The organism is Castellaniella sp. UC4447_H14 (genome assembly GCF_052978285.1).
Window position 1 is genome coordinate 936,354 of the sequence record NZ_CM129666.1, and the last position, 15,719, is coordinate 952,072.

The following is a 15,719-nucleotide window of genomic DNA, read 5'->3' on the forward strand; positions in this document are numbered from 1 at the left end:
CTTCATAGCAACCGTATGGCGGACTAAGCCATTGATTTCTAAAGCAGAAGATACCATAAAAAACTTTTACAGTACGGCCTGTTAATCCGCAGGTCACAGGTTCGAGCCCTGTTCGGGGAGCCAAGAAATTCAAGGGTTTCGGACGATTCCGAAGCCCTTTGTTTTTGCCGATATGTGATGCGATATGTGAGGTCCTCACATAAATGCGGATATCCAGTAGTTTTCGGCCCGCCTCAGCGCGGGCTTCTTTGTGTCCGCCACCATCGTCGTCGGTGGTGCGATATTGCGGCGTGGCCTTCCAGCGCCGCGCATTCGACGCGTTCAGGTGATTTTGTCATTCCTGACGACAGAGGAAGCGCAAATCGGAGCGGACATGGCTGAGCGTGGCATGTAGACGGGTGCATCAACATCCGCCTCCAGCATCCTGTCGCAATCCGCGCGGCGACACCTGCCGGCTTTCAGAAAACAGTCCCGGCCCTCGCAAGAGGGGCGGGACTATCGGACCGCACACTCCGGAACGCCGAGGCACAAAGCCTGAGGCGCCCTATTTCTTGACCAGCGGGCAGGTGGACTCGGCCAGGCTGTTGAACGCCACATCCCCCGGAATCGTGGTGACCTTCTTCAACAGATCCCAGTCGCCTTTGGACTCGTCCGGAGTCTTGACCGCGAAGAGATACATGTCATGCACATACCGGCCATCCTGGCGGATACGGCCGCTGCTGTAGAAGTCGTGGATGGGCATGCGCTTCAACTGAGCCATGACTTTGTCGGAATCCGTAGTTCCCGCCGCCTTCACCGCCTTCAGCCAGGTCGCCGCCGCCGAATAATCAGCCGCCTGGTGTGTGCTGGGCATCTGGTGCATCTTCGCGTAGAAACGCTTGGCAAAAGCCCGTGAGTCATCGTTCAGATCCCAGTACCAGCTATCGGTCATGAGCAGGTTTTCGGCGGTCTGCAGCCCCAGGCTGTGCACGTCGTTGAGGGTCATGAGCAGGCCCGCGATCTTCATGGTCTTGGTCAGCCCGAAGCTATGCGCCGCCTTGATGGAATTGGTCGTATCGGCGCCGGCGTTGGCCAGTCCGAGGATCTGCGCGCCCGAAGCCTGCGCCTGCAGGATATAGGACGACATGTCCGGCGAGCTGGGCGGATGCTTCACCGACCCCAGGACCTTGCCGCCGTCCTTCTTGATGACGGCGGAGGTGTCGTTGAACAAGGAATGCCCGAACGCGTAGTCCGCCACCAGGAAGAACCAGGTCTTGCCGTCCTGCTTCACGACGGCCGAGCCCGTGCCGCGCGCCAGCGCCACGGTGTCGTATTCATAGCTGATGGTATATGGCGTGCAGTTTTCATTGGTCAGGCGCGCCGTGGCGGCCGCCACGTTGATGTAAGGCACTTTCTTGTCGGCCACGATGGCGTTCATGGCCAGGGCAGTGGCCGAATTCACCCCGCCGATCAGCAGCTTGATATGGTCCCGGTCGATCCACTCGCGCGCCTTGGACGCGGCGATGTCGGCCTTGTTCTGGTGGTCGGCCGAGAGCACCTCGACCTTCTTGCCCAGCACGGTGCCACCGGCATCGGCCACCGCCATGCGAATGGCCTCCAGGCCGCCCGGGCCATCAGTGTCCGCATACGGCCCCGACATGTCGGTGATGAAACCGATGTGGATGACGCCATCATCGGTCGCCGCGGATGCGGTGCCGGCGAGTGCGCCCGCGGTCAGGACTGCGAGCGCGATGTGCGAAAAACGAAATTTCACGAAATATCTCCTTGTGGATGTTCGGGCGGAACCCGGGTTCTTATCGGATGAGTCTTCAGCGTGACGTGCCGCCTCGATGCTTTTGCAGCAATGATTTCGCAAAATCGATGCGCACGTCGTGCGCGGCGGCCAGTTCGCGGGCCAGCCAGTCGACTTCGTCACTTCTGGCGCCCGCATTGATCGCGATGTTGCGGGCGTGCAGCGCCATGTGGCCTCGCTGGATGCCTTCGGTCGCGAGTGCTCGCAGCGCCCCCATGTTCTGCGCCAGCCCCACCGCCACGGCAATCTCGGCGAGTTCCTGGGCGGATTGCACCGCCAGAATCTTGAGCGACAGACGGGCCAGCGGGTGCGTCTTGGTGGCACCGCCCACCAGCCCCACGGCCATGGGCATCTCCAGCGTGCCCACCAGATCGCCGCTTCGGGCGATCTCCCAGGTGCTCAACGATGTATAACGCCCGCCGCGGCACGCATAGGCGTGCGCCCCCGCCTCGATGGCGCGCCAGTCGTTGCCCGTCGCCACGATGACCGGGTCGATCCCGTTCATGATGCCTTTGTTGTGCGTCGCCGCGCGGTACGGATCCAGGGCCGCGAACTCATAAGCATCGACGATTCCGTTGACCACGTCGGCGCCCGGGTATTCCTTCGTTGCCAGTGCCTCGGCGGGCACCTGGACCCGGGCCCGCGCAAGCCTCAGGTCGGCCAGATTCGACAGGATGCGCAGCCGCACATGGCCGCCCGTGATGTCTTCCAGTCGTCCGGCGACGAATTCCGCCATGGTGTTGACGGTATTGGCCCCCATGGCGTCGCGCACGTCCACGATGAGGTGCACGACGACCATGGCCCCCCGCGCCGATTCCGGAAAGACGTGGACTTCCACGTCCTTGCAGCCGCCGCCCAGGCTCACCAGCATGCTGTCGCGACTGTTGGCCTGGTCGATGATGTCGTGACGATTCTGCAGGATCGCCAGACGGGCGCCATAGGGATCCGTCACACCCAGGATCTGGATCTGCGCGCGCATGAGAGGTCCGGTGCTGGAGGTCCGGAAGCCCCCCGCCTGGCGGGCTAGCTTCGCCATGAAGGAAGCGGCGGCCACCACGGACGGTTCTTCGACCGCCATGGGGACCAGCACATCTCGGCCATTGACCTGGAAGTAACCGGCCACGCCGAAAGGCAGCTCGAAGCGGCCCACCACATTTTCGATCATGCCGTTGGCCACGGCCAGCGGCAGCGCGCTGCCTGCGCCCAGCAGCGCTCGCTCCGAGTCGTCCAGCCCCACTTTCCGGGCCAGATGGTCCAGTCGCTGGGAGGGGTCCAGGGAACGGAAGCCGGGCAGTGTGGAATCAATCGTCATGGTGTTGTCTGCACTCCGATCGTGCCGGGCACGATCACAAAAGGTTGAAGAATCGTTTCAGTATGAAAGACGGCCCCCTCGAAAGATATGGTTTAAATTCACTGTTGTTCAATTCATTCATGGTCGGATCCACATTGCCAGTCCTTTCCGAAAACACCCGCCCGCACGTGGCACGGGCCGAAACCCGGGCGGCCCGGACCCTATGGCGGGAAATCGTGGATCTGCTGCATCGCGACGAGAATCGCGAACAATTCTCGAATCTGCTGGAACGCGCCCGCGCCCTGTCGCCCAGCGCCGCGGACCGGGAAGACCTGATCCACTGCATCGAACTGGCCCTCACCGTCAAGGAGCGCTTCGAATTCCACCAGCAACGCGAACGCGGCCTGCTGGCCGTCCTGGAAAGCGCGCAGGATCTCACGGCCATCACGGACCCTGACCGCATCCTGCAGGCCATCGTGCAACGCGCCCGCAGGCTCATGAACTGCGACGTGGGTTACCTGTCCATCTACGACCCGCGGCAAAGCGCCTTCTACGTGCGCGCCACGGACGGCGCGTTTTCCGAGAACTTCAAGCAGGTGCGCGTACCGTTGGATGTAGGCATCTGTGGCTTCGTCGCCCGCCACAAAATCCCCTACTCCTCCTCGGACTACGGCTCCGACAGCCGGTTTCCGCACACCTCGGGCATCGATTCGGCCGTCACCGAAGAAAACATCAACTCCATCCTGGGCGTACCCCTCCTGGCGGGGGAATCCGTGACCGGGGTGCTGTTCGTGGGCGACCGCTACGTGCGGACCTATTCGCCCTGGGAAAAGCACATCCTGTCCGTGCTGGCGGCCCACGCCTCCGTAGCGCTGAACAACGCCCGGTTATTCGAACAGACGCAGATGGCCCTGCGCCAGGCAAGCGACATCAACCAGCAGCTTGCCCAGCGAACCGCCGAAACCGATCGTGCCACGCAGGCCCACGAGCGGCTGACGGCCCTGGCCGCGCGCGGCGGCACCCTGCAGGACATCTGCCAAATGGCGGCGAGCATCCTGGGAGGCGAGGTCACCGCCTACGACGGCGGCGACCAGGAAATCGCCCGGGCGGGAGAGGCCCTTCCCAGCGACGATACGGGCACAACCGGCAGCGACGCTTTGCATCGGGCCTTGCAGGACAGCCGCGTGGCGGGCCGCTCGATCGTGTTGCCTCGTCGCAGTACAGAAACCTGCCGAGTGGCGGCGGCCACGGGCGCCCTGGGCACCCTGGGAGGGCTGGTCATCCGGACAGCCGCGCCGCTGCGCGATGCCGACATCCGCACTTTCGAGCGCAGCGCAATGCTCGCCAGCGCCGTACTGCTGTCGCGCCAGCAGCGGGAATCCATCGCGCAGACGGAAATGTCGGCGTTGGTGCGCAGCCTCGTCGGCCTGCCCGAAGACGACCCAGGCGCCATAGCCGCGCACGCCGCCCATCTGGGGCTGGATCTCTCGGCACCGCTGCAGCTCATCGTGCTGGCACGCCTGGGCGGCAAGGCCGGCTACCTGGCCAGGGCCCTCACGCAAGCCCCCGGCTTCGGCCCGGCAGCACTCGATGCGGGACAGGACACCCTCGTGCTGCTGATCAACTGCGATCACCTCCCGGCCTTGCTTCCGTCCCTGACCCGGCACGCCAGAAAAGTGCTGCGCCGCGCCCCTGCGGGTGTCCTGTCTGCGCCCATTCCCTCGCATGGCGAGCTACGGGCCGCCCATCACCGGTTGCGACAATGCCTGCGCGTCATCGACCTGTTCGACAGTCCGCACCGGCTGTTCCACGAGCAAGAACTCAGCCTCTACACCCTGCTGCTCTCGGGAGGACGCGGGCGCGCCGATGCGCTCCATTACCTGCGCACGTCGCTGGGGGCGCTCTATCAGCCCGAAGACGCACGCAAGCGCCGCCTGGCGCTGACGCTGCTCGTCTACCTGGATGCCGGACACCACGCCAGCACCACCGCGCAGGCCCTGAAGATCCATCTGAATACGGTCCACCAGCGACTCGCCGCACTCGATGAACTGCTGCCGGGCTGGCAGACTCCCGCCCGCATCCTGGACATCCACACGGCCTTGCGGCTATGGAAGCTGGACGGCCGCTGGGGATGCTGAGACGGCGCTATCGCGCCTAGACCAGCAGCGTCCCTTCCATCGCCAGCAGCCTGGCCTTGTTTTCAAGGCCGCCCGCGTAACCGGTGAGGCTGCCATTGCTGCCCAGGACGCGGTGGCAGGGTACGATGATCGAGATCGGATTCATGGCGACTGCCGCGCCGACGGCATGGTAGGCGCCGGGCCGATCGATTTTTTTGGCCAGGTCGGCATAGGTGGTCGTACCGCCATATGGCACATCGATCAACGCCAGCCACACGGATTTTTGGAAATCGGTGCCGCACAGCGAAAGAGGCAGATCAAACGATCTGCGCTTGCCGCTGAAGTATGCGCCGAGTTGTTCGCACGTCTCGATGAATGCCTGGTCATCGCGCAGCCAGTCTTCCTGTATCGGACGCGGGTGTTTGTGGCGTTCGAAAGTCAGCTGACAGAGCCCGGCGGAATCCTTTGCAAGCAGCAGCGGACCCAACGGCGAATCAAAATAGCCATAGCGTGTCATTTCAGACCCAGGCAGGAGGAACAGATTGTACGCTCAGGGGGAGCGTGGGGGAAACCCGACAAGGGAGCGGGCGCCGATGATTCTGGTCGATGACAATAAAGTCCTGTTCCAGGTGTAGCATCGCGGCTGAGGCGAGGACATGAACCACAAGCTGGATCTTCTATCATCGGCCAATATTTGTCGGACCGGCGGGATGATCAGCAGCGCCGACAACAAGCCGTCGTTGAGAGCACGGACGATCGCGCAACAACGTCTGCGCCTCCCATCCCGGAGCCGACATGACCAAAACGGGATACCCTTTTAGTCTCGCCATGCATTCACCCAATGAGGATGGACCCCGACCATGCGTCTTTCCCGGACCCGCTTCCAGGCCATGATGCGGGCCGCGGGCCAAGCACTCTTGCGAGGCCGTCAGCGCGCAGGCCGCCAAAATGTCGAGGGCCCGGCCCCCACTATAGCTTCGGTCGCAATGGATGGAACCAGGCTGGCGCGATCCGTCATACCGCTGCATCAGACGCACGCTGCAGAATCGGGATTCGTCCCGCTGTCCGAAGGACGCTCCGCCTTCGCCGCACGTGTTGCGCTCGCCGACGCCGCCGAACTATCGCTGGATGTGCAGTACTACATCTGGCATGGTGACATGACGGGCTTGATGCTCTTTGACGCCCTGCGACGCGCCGCCGACCGCGGCGTGCGCGTCCGGCTGCTGCTCGATGACAACAATACGGTGGGGCTGGACACCATCATTGCCGAGCTTAGCGTCCATGCCAACATCGAAGTGAGACTGTTCAACGCCTTCACCGTCCGCCGCTGGCGTGCGCTGGGATACCTGAGCGACTTCTCGCGACTGAACCGGCGCATGCACAACAAATCGTTCACGGCGGACCGGCAGGTCACCATCGTAGGCGGGCGCAATATCGGCGACGAGTATTTTGAAACGGGCAACAACGCCCTCTTCATCGACCTCGACATCATGGCGATCGGCCCGGTGGTGGGCGACGTCGCCGACGACTTCGAGCGCTACTGGACAAGCGGGTCTGCCCGGCCCGCGGCACAGGTCGTGCGCAAGCCGCGCGCTGCGGCAATCGCTGCGTTGTCATCCGTCGCCCACCAACTGGCCGGCAGCCCCGAAGCCAGCGCCTATACCGAGGCCATCACCCGTCACGCGTTTGTGCGTGACTTGTTGGCCGGTCAATTGCGCTTCGAATGGGCGGCCGTATCGCTCTTGAGCGACAGTCCGGACAAGGGCTTGGGCAAAGCGCCAGATCACACGGCGCTCTGGCCGCGGCTACAGGCGATTCTGGGCGATCCCACCATCGAGATGGAACTGGTCTCGCCCTATCTCGTGCCGGCACGCGCGGGCGTCGAAGCCTTTGGGGCATTCGTAAACAAAGGCGTGAAAGTCACGCTGCTGACGAACTCGCTGGAGGCCACCGACGTGGTCGCGGTCCACGCCGGATACGCCAAGCGGCGCAAGCCGCTGCTCGCCGCCGGCGTTGCCCTCTTTGAACTGAAGCGCATGGCATCCATTCCCAAGGTTCGCGACAGGGGCCTGACGGGCGGCTCGGGATCGAGCCTGCACGCCAAGGTGTTTACCGTCGACCGACGGCGCGTATTCATCGGCTCGTTCAACTTCGATCCGCGCTCCCAGCATCTCAATACTGAAATGGGATTCGTCATCGAAAGCCCGACCCTCGCGGGAGAGATCTCCGATCGTCTGAAGAGACTGCTGGCGTCCCGCGCTTATCGAGTGCAGATCGGCGAGACGGGGGCACTGGAGTGGGTCGAGCAGGCCGATTCATCAACGATCGTGCACCCCAGCGAACCGGGCGCAGGCGCCTGGCGGCGGGCCGCCGTCACGGCAGCATCCCTGTTGCCGATCGACTGGCTGTTATAGGCGCGCCGCCTGAGTGACGCGAGCGAATCACTTGCGCAAAGACGGTCTCATTGCGTAAGCCCCGTCGCCCAACAAGGCCAAGGCCGCGGCGGTAACCGCCAGAAAGACTGGATACTCCCAGCCCCCGCCGTTGGGAGCGGCAAACGCCCAACCGTTGGCCCAATGAACGGTAGACGCCACCAGAAGCTCGACGGCGGCCAGCCCGGCGATCCAGCGTGGCAAAATCCCGAGAATCAGCATCGCACCGCCGATGATCTCGAACGCGATGACCGGATACGCCAGGAACCCGGGGAACCCCACACTCGCGAAGAACTTGACCGTCCCCGCCGGCGTGAAAACCAGCAATTTGGTGAGGCCATGCGCCAAGAACATGACGCCAAGCGCCAGGCGAAGCAATAAGGCCGCGTAGGGCGCCGTGCCGCTCGCGACAGAGTTGAGAGAACGTTCCATTTGATGACCCCGTCAGTGAAAAATCCATGAGGCGGTTCGGGATGAGCCGCTCAGTCGGGCTCCAATCCTTGAGGGGCCCGTGTTGATCAACACTTTATAGGACTCTCTATAGGCAATAAATAGTGGAAAGGCAGATTAACAGTCTCTTCGATAGAGACAAGCTTGGAAAAGCCAGTAGTCTCGATGGCACCCACGAAGCTGCCGGCCTCCACCACCGCAATAAAGGTTCTCATGGCCTGCAAGACATCCATTGCTTCCGCTTACGCCCTTGGTTGGTGGATTTGCCCCCGTATTACCGGACACAGAATCACCCTTGGGTTGATAAATCCTGATGGCGCCTGAACTCCCTGGGAGACCGGTATTTCAGCGCACTGTGGGGATGCCGCTCGTTGTAATGCTCGAAGGCAATCGCCAGATTCTGCAACGCCGTGGACACATCGGGCTTGGGCATGAAGGCGACATAGTCACGCTTGATTGTCTTCACGAAGCTCTCGGCCATGCCATTGCTCTGGGGGCTGCGCACGGGCGTGGTCAGCGGTTTCAGGCCAATGCGTCTGGCGAACTCTCGCGTCTTTGATGCGATGTAGCCCGAGCCATTATCGCTCAGCCACTCGATCTGCTGCGGCGTCCGATCGGTATTGCCGAACCGGTGTTCCAGCGCCGCCAGCATCACATTGCGCACCACGTCGCCACTATGACCAGCGGTGGTCGCCGACCAACTCATCGCTTCACGGTCGCAGCAGTCCAGGGCAAAGGTCACCCGCAAGGGGCTGCCATCATCACAGCGGAACTCGAACCCGTCAGAGCACCAGCGCTGATTGCTGCGCAGGACGGCGATCTGCCCATCGTGGCACCGCGCAGGCGCCTGGGGCTGCCGGCGACGTTCCAGCAGCAGGCCATGGTCGCGCATCACCCGGTAGACCCGTTTGGCGTTGACCGGCGGCTCCAGCCGCTGCTCCCGCTCTCGCCGCACCAGCGCCCAGACTCGCCGATAGCCGTAGCTGGGCAACTGACCAATATGCTCATGAATCTCTTCGACCAACTTCGTATCCTGCGTCGGGCGGGCCGTGCGGCCATCGCGCCAATCCGCTGATCGTGCCAGCCTGACTGCCATGTTCGAGCGCGCCACGCCGAGGACTTCACAGACCCGCTTCACCGGTCTTCCCCTGGCAACGAGGGCGAGCGCGCAATCCATTTTTTTGAGCGGCCGTACTCCACCGCTTCGCGCAAAATCTCGTTCTCCATGGTCTTCTTGCCCAGCATGCGCTGCAGCTCCCGGATCTGCTTGAGCGCGTCGGCAAGCTCCGAGGCCGCGACCACCTGCTCGCCAGCATCCACTGCCGACAAGCCGCCGTCCTGGTACAGTTTGCGCCAGTGAAACAGCTGGTTCGGGTTCACACCATGGCGGCGCGCCACCATCGAAACCGTCTGACCAGGCTCGTTGCTCTCGCGCACCATGGCCAGCTTCTGTTCCACCGACCAGCGCCGCCGACGCTCCGGCTGGGTCAGTAATTCCATCACTTCCTGCTTGCTGTTGGTCATAAACACAGTCGTATGCCTACTTGCTATTTTAAGTGGGTGACTGTGTCCGGTGTTTCAGGGGGCTGGTCCAGTTGGCCCGTCATGTCGTTACAAGCGACTGCGCGTGGAGTCGTTGGCCGCTACAGCAGCACGGGGCTGTCGGGCAATTCCCCCGCTCCTTCACCGTCACCCATTGGAAAGTGTTCTGCAAGACACTGTGTCACTGCTTGAATGCCTGCTTCCATTCCCTCCAGATAGCGGCCCTGGCCAAAGGCGACTTCCATCGAATGGCAGATCTTCTCCCATTCCTGCGGGCCGACCTTCGCGTGAATGCCGCGATCGGCAACGATCTCAACGGCTCGATCCGCCAACAAGACATAGATCAGAACGCCGTTGTTGCGTTCGGTGTCCCACACGCGCAAGAGGGAAAATACCTCAATGGCACGCTCACCGGCCGTCTGCCCGCGCAGCAGCGCCGCACTATGCAGCGCGCCCTCTACGGCGACTCGAATTTGGCCGGCATGGGATTTTTCACTTCGTGTGATGGCTGTTTCGATGGCTCGCAAGGTGGATGGAGAGAAAATCCTTCGGACCTGCCAGGAGGTCATCACGAGATGCCGGCACATGCGTTCGGGGTTCATCGTCACCACCTTCCCGAGGCACCACCGCCCCCAAACCCACCCCCGCCGCCGCCGAATCCGCCGCCGCCCCTGTCGCCACGTCCGAAACCACCCGACCATCCGCCGCCACTATACCAACCGCCACGTCCGCCCATGCCTCCCCCCAAGGTGAACACAAAGGCGATCACCCCGGCGCCTAATGCCACCAGGAGGGCCCCGATAAAGAACCACGCCAGCACGGCCGCACCGCCGCCCGCCACGATGGCCGCAGGCAACCTCCCGAAAACGCGCCGGAGGATGCCCCCGACGACCACCACCAGCAGGAAGATGACGGGCACCAGTTGCCCGAGATCCTGATCGCCATTGTGGGCACGACGGGTAGGCGCGGGTAGTGGCTCGCCGTTGACCACGCCAATCATGCGGTCGACCCCCGCTTCGATGCCGCCGTAGAAATCTCCCTGTTGAAAGCGCGGCACGATGACTTCACTGATGATGCGCTTGCTGGTGGCGTCATTCAGCACGCCTTCCAGGCCATAGCCCACCTCGATGCGCAACGTTCGGTCGTTCTTGGCAATGATCAACAGCGCGCCATCGTCCACATTCTTGCGCCCGAGCTTCCACTTCTCGACCACGCGAATCGAATACTGCTCGATTTGCTCGTCTCCGGTGGTGGGAACGATGAGCACGGCAAGCTGAGCCCCCTTGGCGGCCTCGAAGGCTTGCAGCTTCTGCTCCAAGGCCGCTGCCTGCTGGCGGGTCAAGGTGCCCGTTTGATCCGTGACGTGTGCCGTCAAAGGTGGAACAGGCACGGGCTGGGCGGTGGCAAGCACACTCCAACACAGCGTGATCACCGCCACCAAGGTCCACATCGCACGCGAGAATCTCATTGACGATTTCCTTGGGCGCCCGCCGGATTTGCCCCAGTCGACGTCCCGAAGTCCACCCGAGGAGGGGTGGATATGGCTTTTTCATTTTCGACGGTGAAATTCGGCTTGATCTTGTAGCCGAAGACCATCGCGGTGAGGTTGGTCGGGAAACTTCTCACCGTCACGTTGTAGTCCTGGACGGCCTTGATATACCGGTTGCGGGCCACGGTAATCCGGTTCTCGGTGCCCTCGAGCTGCGCTTGCAAGTCGCGGAAATTGGCGTCGGATTTCAGTTGCGGGTAGTTTTCCGAGACCACCAGCAGCCGGGACAGCGCTCCCGTCAACTGGCCTTGTGCCGCCTGGAACTTGGCGAAGGCTTCAGGATCGTTCAGCAGTTCCGGAGTGACCTGGACCGACCCGACTCGCGCTCGAGCAGCCGTCACTTGCTCCAGCACTTGTTTTTCCTGGGCCGCATACCCTTTGACAGTGTTGACCAAATTAGGAATGAGATCTGCCCTGCGCTGGTACTGGTTCAGCACCTCTGACCAGTTCGATTTGATCTGTTCGTCGCTGGACTGCAAAGTGTTATAGCCACAGCCAGAAAGGCTCAGCGTCAGCATCATCAGCAGCAGCAGAGTCCATACTTTGCGCATGAGCGCTCTCCTTGTGGGTTACTTACTCTTCAACGCCCTATTATGAGGCATGTAGGTGGCCGGAGGCGTGGGCCGCACCGCAAGTGACGGCGACACATCGGCTTGTCCTCGGCGTGGCTTTTTTGTGCTAAAAATACTGTATATATGAACAGTATATTTGGTACGAGGCGGCCATGATTCCGATGAAATATCCTGTTCCGAACGCATCCACCCGGGGCTGGGGTCCATCCATCGCCCCCACGCAAGAACATTTCGGCAGTTAGGGGCGCCGGCCGCGCGATCCCGCCAATCAGGCATCGCGAAAGACGTTCCACGCTGCCGTCACCCGGCAGCGGAACCTGGACGGAGAGCGGGAAAATGACATTGGCATGACTGAGGACGAATTCAAGGGCAAAGCCTGAGCGGTCGAGGCACGCGTCAGGCGTGCGCGCTAAGATCAGAACTGCCTGGCTTGGCTGCCAGACGCATGTTCCAGTTGTTTCGATATTTGCGTTTTTTCGGGAATCAGTCTACGATGTTCGCATGACTTCCTTGAAATCGCCCCTCCAGTCGTTCCAGAGCGCCAAGCTCAAGCGTTCCCAGCTTGCAACCAAACCGGGAACAGGTCGCATGCGCGTGGAATCCCTGGAAAGCGTCGTGCTCACAGCGCTCAAGACCGTCCCGCCCCGTCGGGCGAAGGCGAAGCTGCAAGGGCAGGTTCACGAACACACGGTCAGGATGCGCCGGCAAGGTGAGCCGGACCGCCGCTTCTTCGTGGCCTATGTCGCCGACCCGAATGATAGCGAGGCGGTCATCTTCCGTGTCCGGCCCGCCACCGACCGGGACTTGGGGCCGGCGCGCACGCCCATGCTGTCCACGCAACAAGCGGCGGATCAACTCAATGTGAGCCGCCCTTACGTCGTCAAGTTGGTCGAGGACGGCGTATTTCAAGGCGTCGAACGCACCCGGGCCGGCCATCGACGCATTCCGGCTGCGGAGGTGGAACGGGTACAGCACGACATGCAGGTTTCCCGTCGCGCCGCGCTGAAAAAGGTGGACGCCCTCACGTCCGATCTACAGACGCGGGAACTTGACGCGGCCCGCACGGCCGCGAAGCGACGGTGGACCAAAACCGTCTGATGGCCAGGGCGGCGTCACAGGCATCTGCCTTGGTTCGGCCGGGCCAGGTTCCTCTGGTCTATCTCGACGCTAACATCCTGCTGCCGCAATACTTGCGCAGCGTCTTTCTGGATCTGGCTGATGCCGGGCTCATTCGAGTCCATTGGGGCAAGCGGGTACTGGATGAAGTGCGCCGAAACCTGGTCAAGCCCGCGTTTGGCAGAACGACACGCCAAGCCAACAACCTGATACGCACGTTCGCGCAAGCCTTTCCGGACGCGTTGGTACTGGGTAGCGAAACGCTGGAGCCGCAGTTTGAAAAAACCACGGATCCCAAGGATGCCCACGTGGCGGCGGGTGCGTTAGCACTAAGCCAAGCGACCAATGCCGGCCAGCCGGTTGTCCTGGTGACAAGCAATACCAAGCACCTGCCGCAAACAGCGTTCGTGGGAACACAGGTTCGACCGGTACGGCCAGGCACATTTCTGGTTGCGCTTCTTGCCGTTCAACCGCAAGTCGCCACGGTACTGGCGGCCATGCTCTCACGCTTTAAGAAACCCAGGGTCAGCCAGGAAGATTTCTTGGTCATCCTGGACCATGCCGGATGTCCTGCCTTCGCCACCGCGCTGGCTAGACGCTGGGGTTTCAAGGCCACCTGATCGCGCTACCCAACCTCTGGCCGCTTATGTGGAATTTTTCAGCGCAAAGCCTCACCAGGCAACGGCGACACATCGGCTTGCCATCGGTGCGGCCTTTTCGTGCTAAAAATACTGTACACATAAACAGTATTTTTGATACGAAGCGGCCATGACTCCCGACGAAATTTCCCGCCCCGAACGCATCCACCCGGGGCTGTGGCGTGCGTCCCAGCTCTCGCACGCCTACGGCCGATGCGCGGCCACGGGCTATGCCGGCCTCTCACGCGAGCTCCCCGGCGGAGGCTGGCCGCTGGGCAATTTGATCGAGTTCCTGGTCCGGCAGCCCGGTAGCGGCGAACTGCAAGTGCTGCGGCCAGCACTCGGCCGGCTGGGCGCGCGATCAACGATGCTGGTGCAGCCGCCGCACCCGCCCCAAACCGCCGCGTGGGCGAACTGGGGTTACACGCCATCCTCCCTGATTTGGGTTCGTGCGCGACGTTCGACCGATGCGTTATGGACCGCGGAGCAGGTCTTGCGCGCCGGCACAGTCGGGGCACTCATCGTCTGGCAGGATCGCGTCCGCAGCCAGGCCTTGCGCCGGCTGCAGCTGGCGGCGCAGACGAGCGACACCTTGTTTGTCCTGATGCGGCCCGCAGCCGCGGCCGAGCAGTTTTCCCCGGCACCCTTGCGCCTCGCGCTCGAGCCAACTGCGCAAGGGCTCAATATTTCAATCATCAAGCGGCGAGGTGCCACTCACGAAGGCCCCCTTCTTCTGCCGTTTTATCGTGACATCCGATTTTCCGAGTTCGACCATGAGATTGTGGGTAGCCGTGCACTTGTCGCACGCAAGCCTGGATACGCACAGTCCGAGCTGGCGCACTGAGCCGGTTGTCGTGCTGGAGCGGGACCACGTGCAGGCCGCCTCGCCGGCAGCCGAAAAGGCCGGCGTGCGCGTGGGCATGCGCCGTGGTGGCGTGAGCACGCTGTGCCCACAAGCAGCCCTGGTGCCCCGCGACCCGGCTGCAGAGGCTCGCATGTTGGACGAAGTGTCCCTGGCACTTTTGCAGTACACCCCCGAGGTCGCGCTATCGGACGAAAACACGCTGCTGCTGGACGTGTCAGCGAGTCTGAACCTCTTCGGTGGTCCGCGCCGCCTGTACCGACGCGTCCACGCGTCGATGGACGGCTTGGGCTTTGCAGCGCGGATCTCGCTTGCGCCGACGGCCGGCGGCTCCTGGCTGCTCGCGGCCCGGCCGATGCGGCGCTGTCGGGTGCTGCAGCTCTCCACCCTGGCCCAGCGCCTGGACCGCATGCCCTGTGCGCATCTTCCCGCGGCAGCCCCCTACATCGAGTGGATCGAGGGGATCGGATGTGCATCCCTGAGATCTCTGCGTGCATTGCCGCGCGCGGGCCTGCAGCGGCGCACGAACAAGGCAGTCCTGCAGGCGCTGGATGCCGCTTATGGCCAAGCTCCTGAAATACTCAACTGGATTGAGCCGCCGCACGAATTCTCTGGCCGCATCGAGCTCATGGAACATATCGAATACGCCGAGGCGGTACTGTTCGTGGCGCGCCGTTTGATCGAACGGCTTTGCGGCTGGCTGTCGGCTCGCCGTCTCGCGGTCACGCGCGTGGTGCTGGAGCTCGACCACGAGCGCGGCCGGCACGCGAGGCCAGCCACCGAGCTGGAACTGGCCCTTGGGGCGCCGACGTGCCAGGCCGAACACCTGCTGCGGCTGCTCGTGGAGCGCCTGCATGACCTGGAGCTGCCGGCACCGGTCATCGCGGTGGATTTGCATGCTTCCGATACGCAACCCGTGGTCGAAATGCCGGTGGACCTGTTCCCGGAGCCGAGAGGCAGTCCGGCGGACCAGCAGCGACTGATCGAAGTGCTCGTGGCGCGCCTCGGACGTGAAAACGTCCTGAAGCCTGCTCCCGTCCCGGACCACCGGCCGGAGATTGCAAACCGCTGGGTGCCGGTCGACGAAAAGCCCAGGCCCGGCGGTTGCGTACAGGGTGCCGAGCGCCCCTTCTGGTTGCTGGACGAACCGATTGCGCTTCCGGTCAAACAGCACCGTCCGTTCTACGGCTCCCCACTGCGCATCATCCGGGGTCCGGAGCGTATCGAGGATGGCTGGTGGGCGGGCCTCACGGTGCGCGACTACTACGTCGCGCAGGCCGAGGACGGGGTCCGATACTGGCTCTACCAGGAGCGCGGCCGCGACACCGGTTGGTTCTTGCACGGCCTTTTCGCGTGAG

General features: G+C 62.9%; 14 protein-coding genes. 6 read left to right on the plus strand and 8 right to left on the minus strand.

Features of this window, described 5'->3' with window-relative positions; translation table 11 throughout:
• Positions 1 to 544 precede the first annotated feature (544 nt).
• The gene (locus ACVCMJ_RS04590; protein ID WP_447080266.1) at positions 545 to 1,753 is read right to left on the minus strand and encodes an ABC transporter substrate-binding protein; all 1,209 of its coding nucleotides are present in this window, start codon (positions 1,751 to 1,753) and stop codon (positions 545 to 547) included.
• Between the two features lie 55 nt (positions 1,754 to 1,808).
• Positions 1,809 to 3,104 carry a hydroxymethylglutaryl-CoA reductase, degradative gene (locus tag ACVCMJ_RS04595; protein ID WP_447082749.1) on the minus strand — a complete coding sequence of 432 codons (1,296 nt, stop codon included), beginning with the start codon at positions 3,102 to 3,104 and terminating at the stop codon, positions 1,809 to 1,811.
• A gap of 134 nt (positions 3,105 to 3,238) precedes the next feature.
• Here ACVCMJ_RS04595 and ACVCMJ_RS04600 point away from each other — a divergent pair, with 134 nt between their 5' ends.
• Complete coding sequence (locus tag ACVCMJ_RS04600) at positions 3,239 to 5,221, plus strand: helix-turn-helix domain-containing protein (protein WP_447080267.1); 1,983 nt, start codon at positions 3,239 to 3,241, stop codon at positions 5,219 to 5,221.
• A gap of 16 nt (positions 5,222 to 5,237) precedes the next feature.
• Here the strand turns inward: ACVCMJ_RS04600 and ACVCMJ_RS04605 are convergent, their stop codons facing one another.
• A complete protein-coding gene (locus ACVCMJ_RS04605) occupies positions 5,238 to 5,717 on the minus strand; it encodes a methylated-DNA--[protein]-cysteine S-methyltransferase (protein ID WP_447080268.1) in 480 nt (159 codons plus the stop codon).
• 469 nt (positions 5,718 to 6,186) lie between these two features.
• Between ACVCMJ_RS04605 and ACVCMJ_RS04610 the strand changes: the two genes are divergently transcribed.
• On the plus strand, positions 6,187 to 7,614 hold the full coding sequence (locus ACVCMJ_RS04610; RefSeq protein WP_447080269.1) for a phospholipase D family protein: 1,428 nt from the start codon (positions 6,187 to 6,189) through the stop codon (positions 7,612 to 7,614).
• Positions 7,615 to 7,641: 27 nt separating this feature from the next.
• Here ACVCMJ_RS04610 and ACVCMJ_RS04615 read toward each other — a convergent pair whose 3' ends face one another.
• From ACVCMJ_RS04615 to ACVCMJ_RS04635, 5 genes are all read right to left on the minus strand, one after another.
• A complete protein-coding gene (locus ACVCMJ_RS04615) occupies positions 7,642 to 8,064 on the minus strand; it encodes a DoxX family protein (RefSeq protein ID WP_447080270.1) in 423 nt (140 codons plus the stop codon).
• Between the two features lie 307 nt (positions 8,065 to 8,371).
• A protein-coding gene (locus tag ACVCMJ_RS04620) for an IS3 family transposase (protein WP_447082578.1) occupies positions 8,372 to 9,582 on the minus strand; the annotation gives its coding sequence in 2 pieces (ribosomal slippage) (positions 8,372 to 9,267 and positions 9,267 to 9,582; 1,212 coding nt in all).
• A gap of 143 nt (positions 9,583 to 9,725) precedes the next feature.
• Positions 9,726 to 10,226 (minus strand): TPM domain-containing protein, encoded by a 501-nt coding sequence (locus ACVCMJ_RS04625; protein WP_447080271.1) that lies wholly within the window; start codon positions 10,224 to 10,226, stop codon positions 9,726 to 9,728.
• 2 nt (positions 10,227 to 10,228) lie between these two features.
• On the minus strand, positions 10,229 to 11,092 hold the full coding sequence (locus ACVCMJ_RS04630; protein WP_447080272.1) for a TPM domain-containing protein: 864 nt from the start codon (positions 11,090 to 11,092) through the stop codon (positions 10,229 to 10,231).
• Positions 11,089 to 11,724 (minus strand): LemA family protein, encoded by a 636-nt coding sequence (locus ACVCMJ_RS04635; RefSeq protein ID WP_447080273.1) that lies wholly within the window; start codon positions 11,722 to 11,724, stop codon positions 11,089 to 11,091. The genes ACVCMJ_RS04630 and ACVCMJ_RS04635 overlap by 4 nt, the downstream gene beginning before the upstream one ends.
• A gap of 522 nt (positions 11,725 to 12,246) precedes the next feature.
• Between ACVCMJ_RS04635 and ACVCMJ_RS04640 the strand changes: the two genes are divergently transcribed.
• The 4 genes from ACVCMJ_RS04640 (at position 12,247) to ACVCMJ_RS04655 (ending at position 15,718) form a co-directional block, all read left to right on the plus strand.
• A complete protein-coding gene (locus ACVCMJ_RS04640) occupies positions 12,247 to 12,843 on the plus strand; it encodes an excisionase family DNA-binding protein (protein ID WP_447080274.1) in 597 nt (198 codons plus the stop codon).
• Complete coding sequence (locus ACVCMJ_RS04645; protein WP_447080275.1) at positions 12,825 to 13,481, plus strand: hypothetical protein; 657 nt, start codon at positions 12,825 to 12,827, stop codon at positions 13,479 to 13,481. Before ACVCMJ_RS04640 ends, ACVCMJ_RS04645 begins: the two co-directional genes overlap by 19 nt.
• A gap of 148 nt (positions 13,482 to 13,629) precedes the next feature.
• Positions 13,630 to 14,343 (plus strand): translesion DNA synthesis-associated protein ImuA, encoded by a 714-nt coding sequence (imuA, locus tag ACVCMJ_RS04650; RefSeq protein ID WP_447080276.1) that lies wholly within the window; start codon positions 13,630 to 13,632, stop codon positions 14,341 to 14,343.
• Positions 14,273 to 15,718, plus strand: coding sequence for a Y-family DNA polymerase (locus ACVCMJ_RS04655; RefSeq protein WP_447080277.1), 1,446 nt, complete (start codon positions 14,273 to 14,275; stop codon positions 15,716 to 15,718). Before imuA ends, ACVCMJ_RS04655 begins: the two co-directional genes overlap by 71 nt.
• Position 15,719: the final 1 nt, after the last annotated feature.

Coding starts and splice junctions, on each gene's coding strand:
- ACVCMJ_RS04595 (WP_447082749.1), bottom strand. CDS start 3,104: ATGACGATTGATTCCACACTGCCCGGCTTCCGTTCCCTGGACCCCTCC.
- ACVCMJ_RS04605 (WP_447080268.1), bottom strand. CDS start 5,717: ATGACACGCTATGGCTATTTTGATTCGCCGTTGGGTCCGCTGCTGCTT.
- ACVCMJ_RS04610 (WP_447080269.1), top strand. CDS start 6,187: ATGGATGGAACCAGGCTGGCGCGATCCGTCATACCGCTGCATCAGACG.
- ACVCMJ_RS04615 (WP_447080270.1), bottom strand. CDS start 8,064: ATGGAACGTTCTCTCAACTCTGTCGCGAGCGGCACGGCGCCCTACGCG.
- ACVCMJ_RS04625 (WP_447080271.1), bottom strand. CDS start 10,226: ATGAACCCCGAACGCATGTGCCGGCATCTCGTGATGACCTCCTGGCAG.
- ACVCMJ_RS04630 (WP_447080272.1), bottom strand. CDS start 11,092: ATGAGATTCTCGCGTGCGATGTGGACCTTGGTGGCGGTGATCACGCTG.
- ACVCMJ_RS04635 (WP_447080273.1), bottom strand. CDS start 11,724: ATGCGCAAAGTATGGACTCTGCTGCTGCTGATGATGCTGACGCTGAGC.
- ACVCMJ_RS04640 (WP_447080274.1), top strand. CDS start 12,247: ATGACTTCCTTGAAATCGCCCCTCCAGTCGTTCCAGAGCGCCAAGCTC.
- imuA (WP_447080276.1), top strand. CDS start 13,630: ATGACTCCCGACGAAATTTCCCGCCCCGAACGCATCCACCCGGGGCTG.
- ACVCMJ_RS04655 (WP_447080277.1), top strand. CDS start 14,273: ATGAGATTGTGGGTAGCCGTGCACTTGTCGCACGCAAGCCTGGATACG.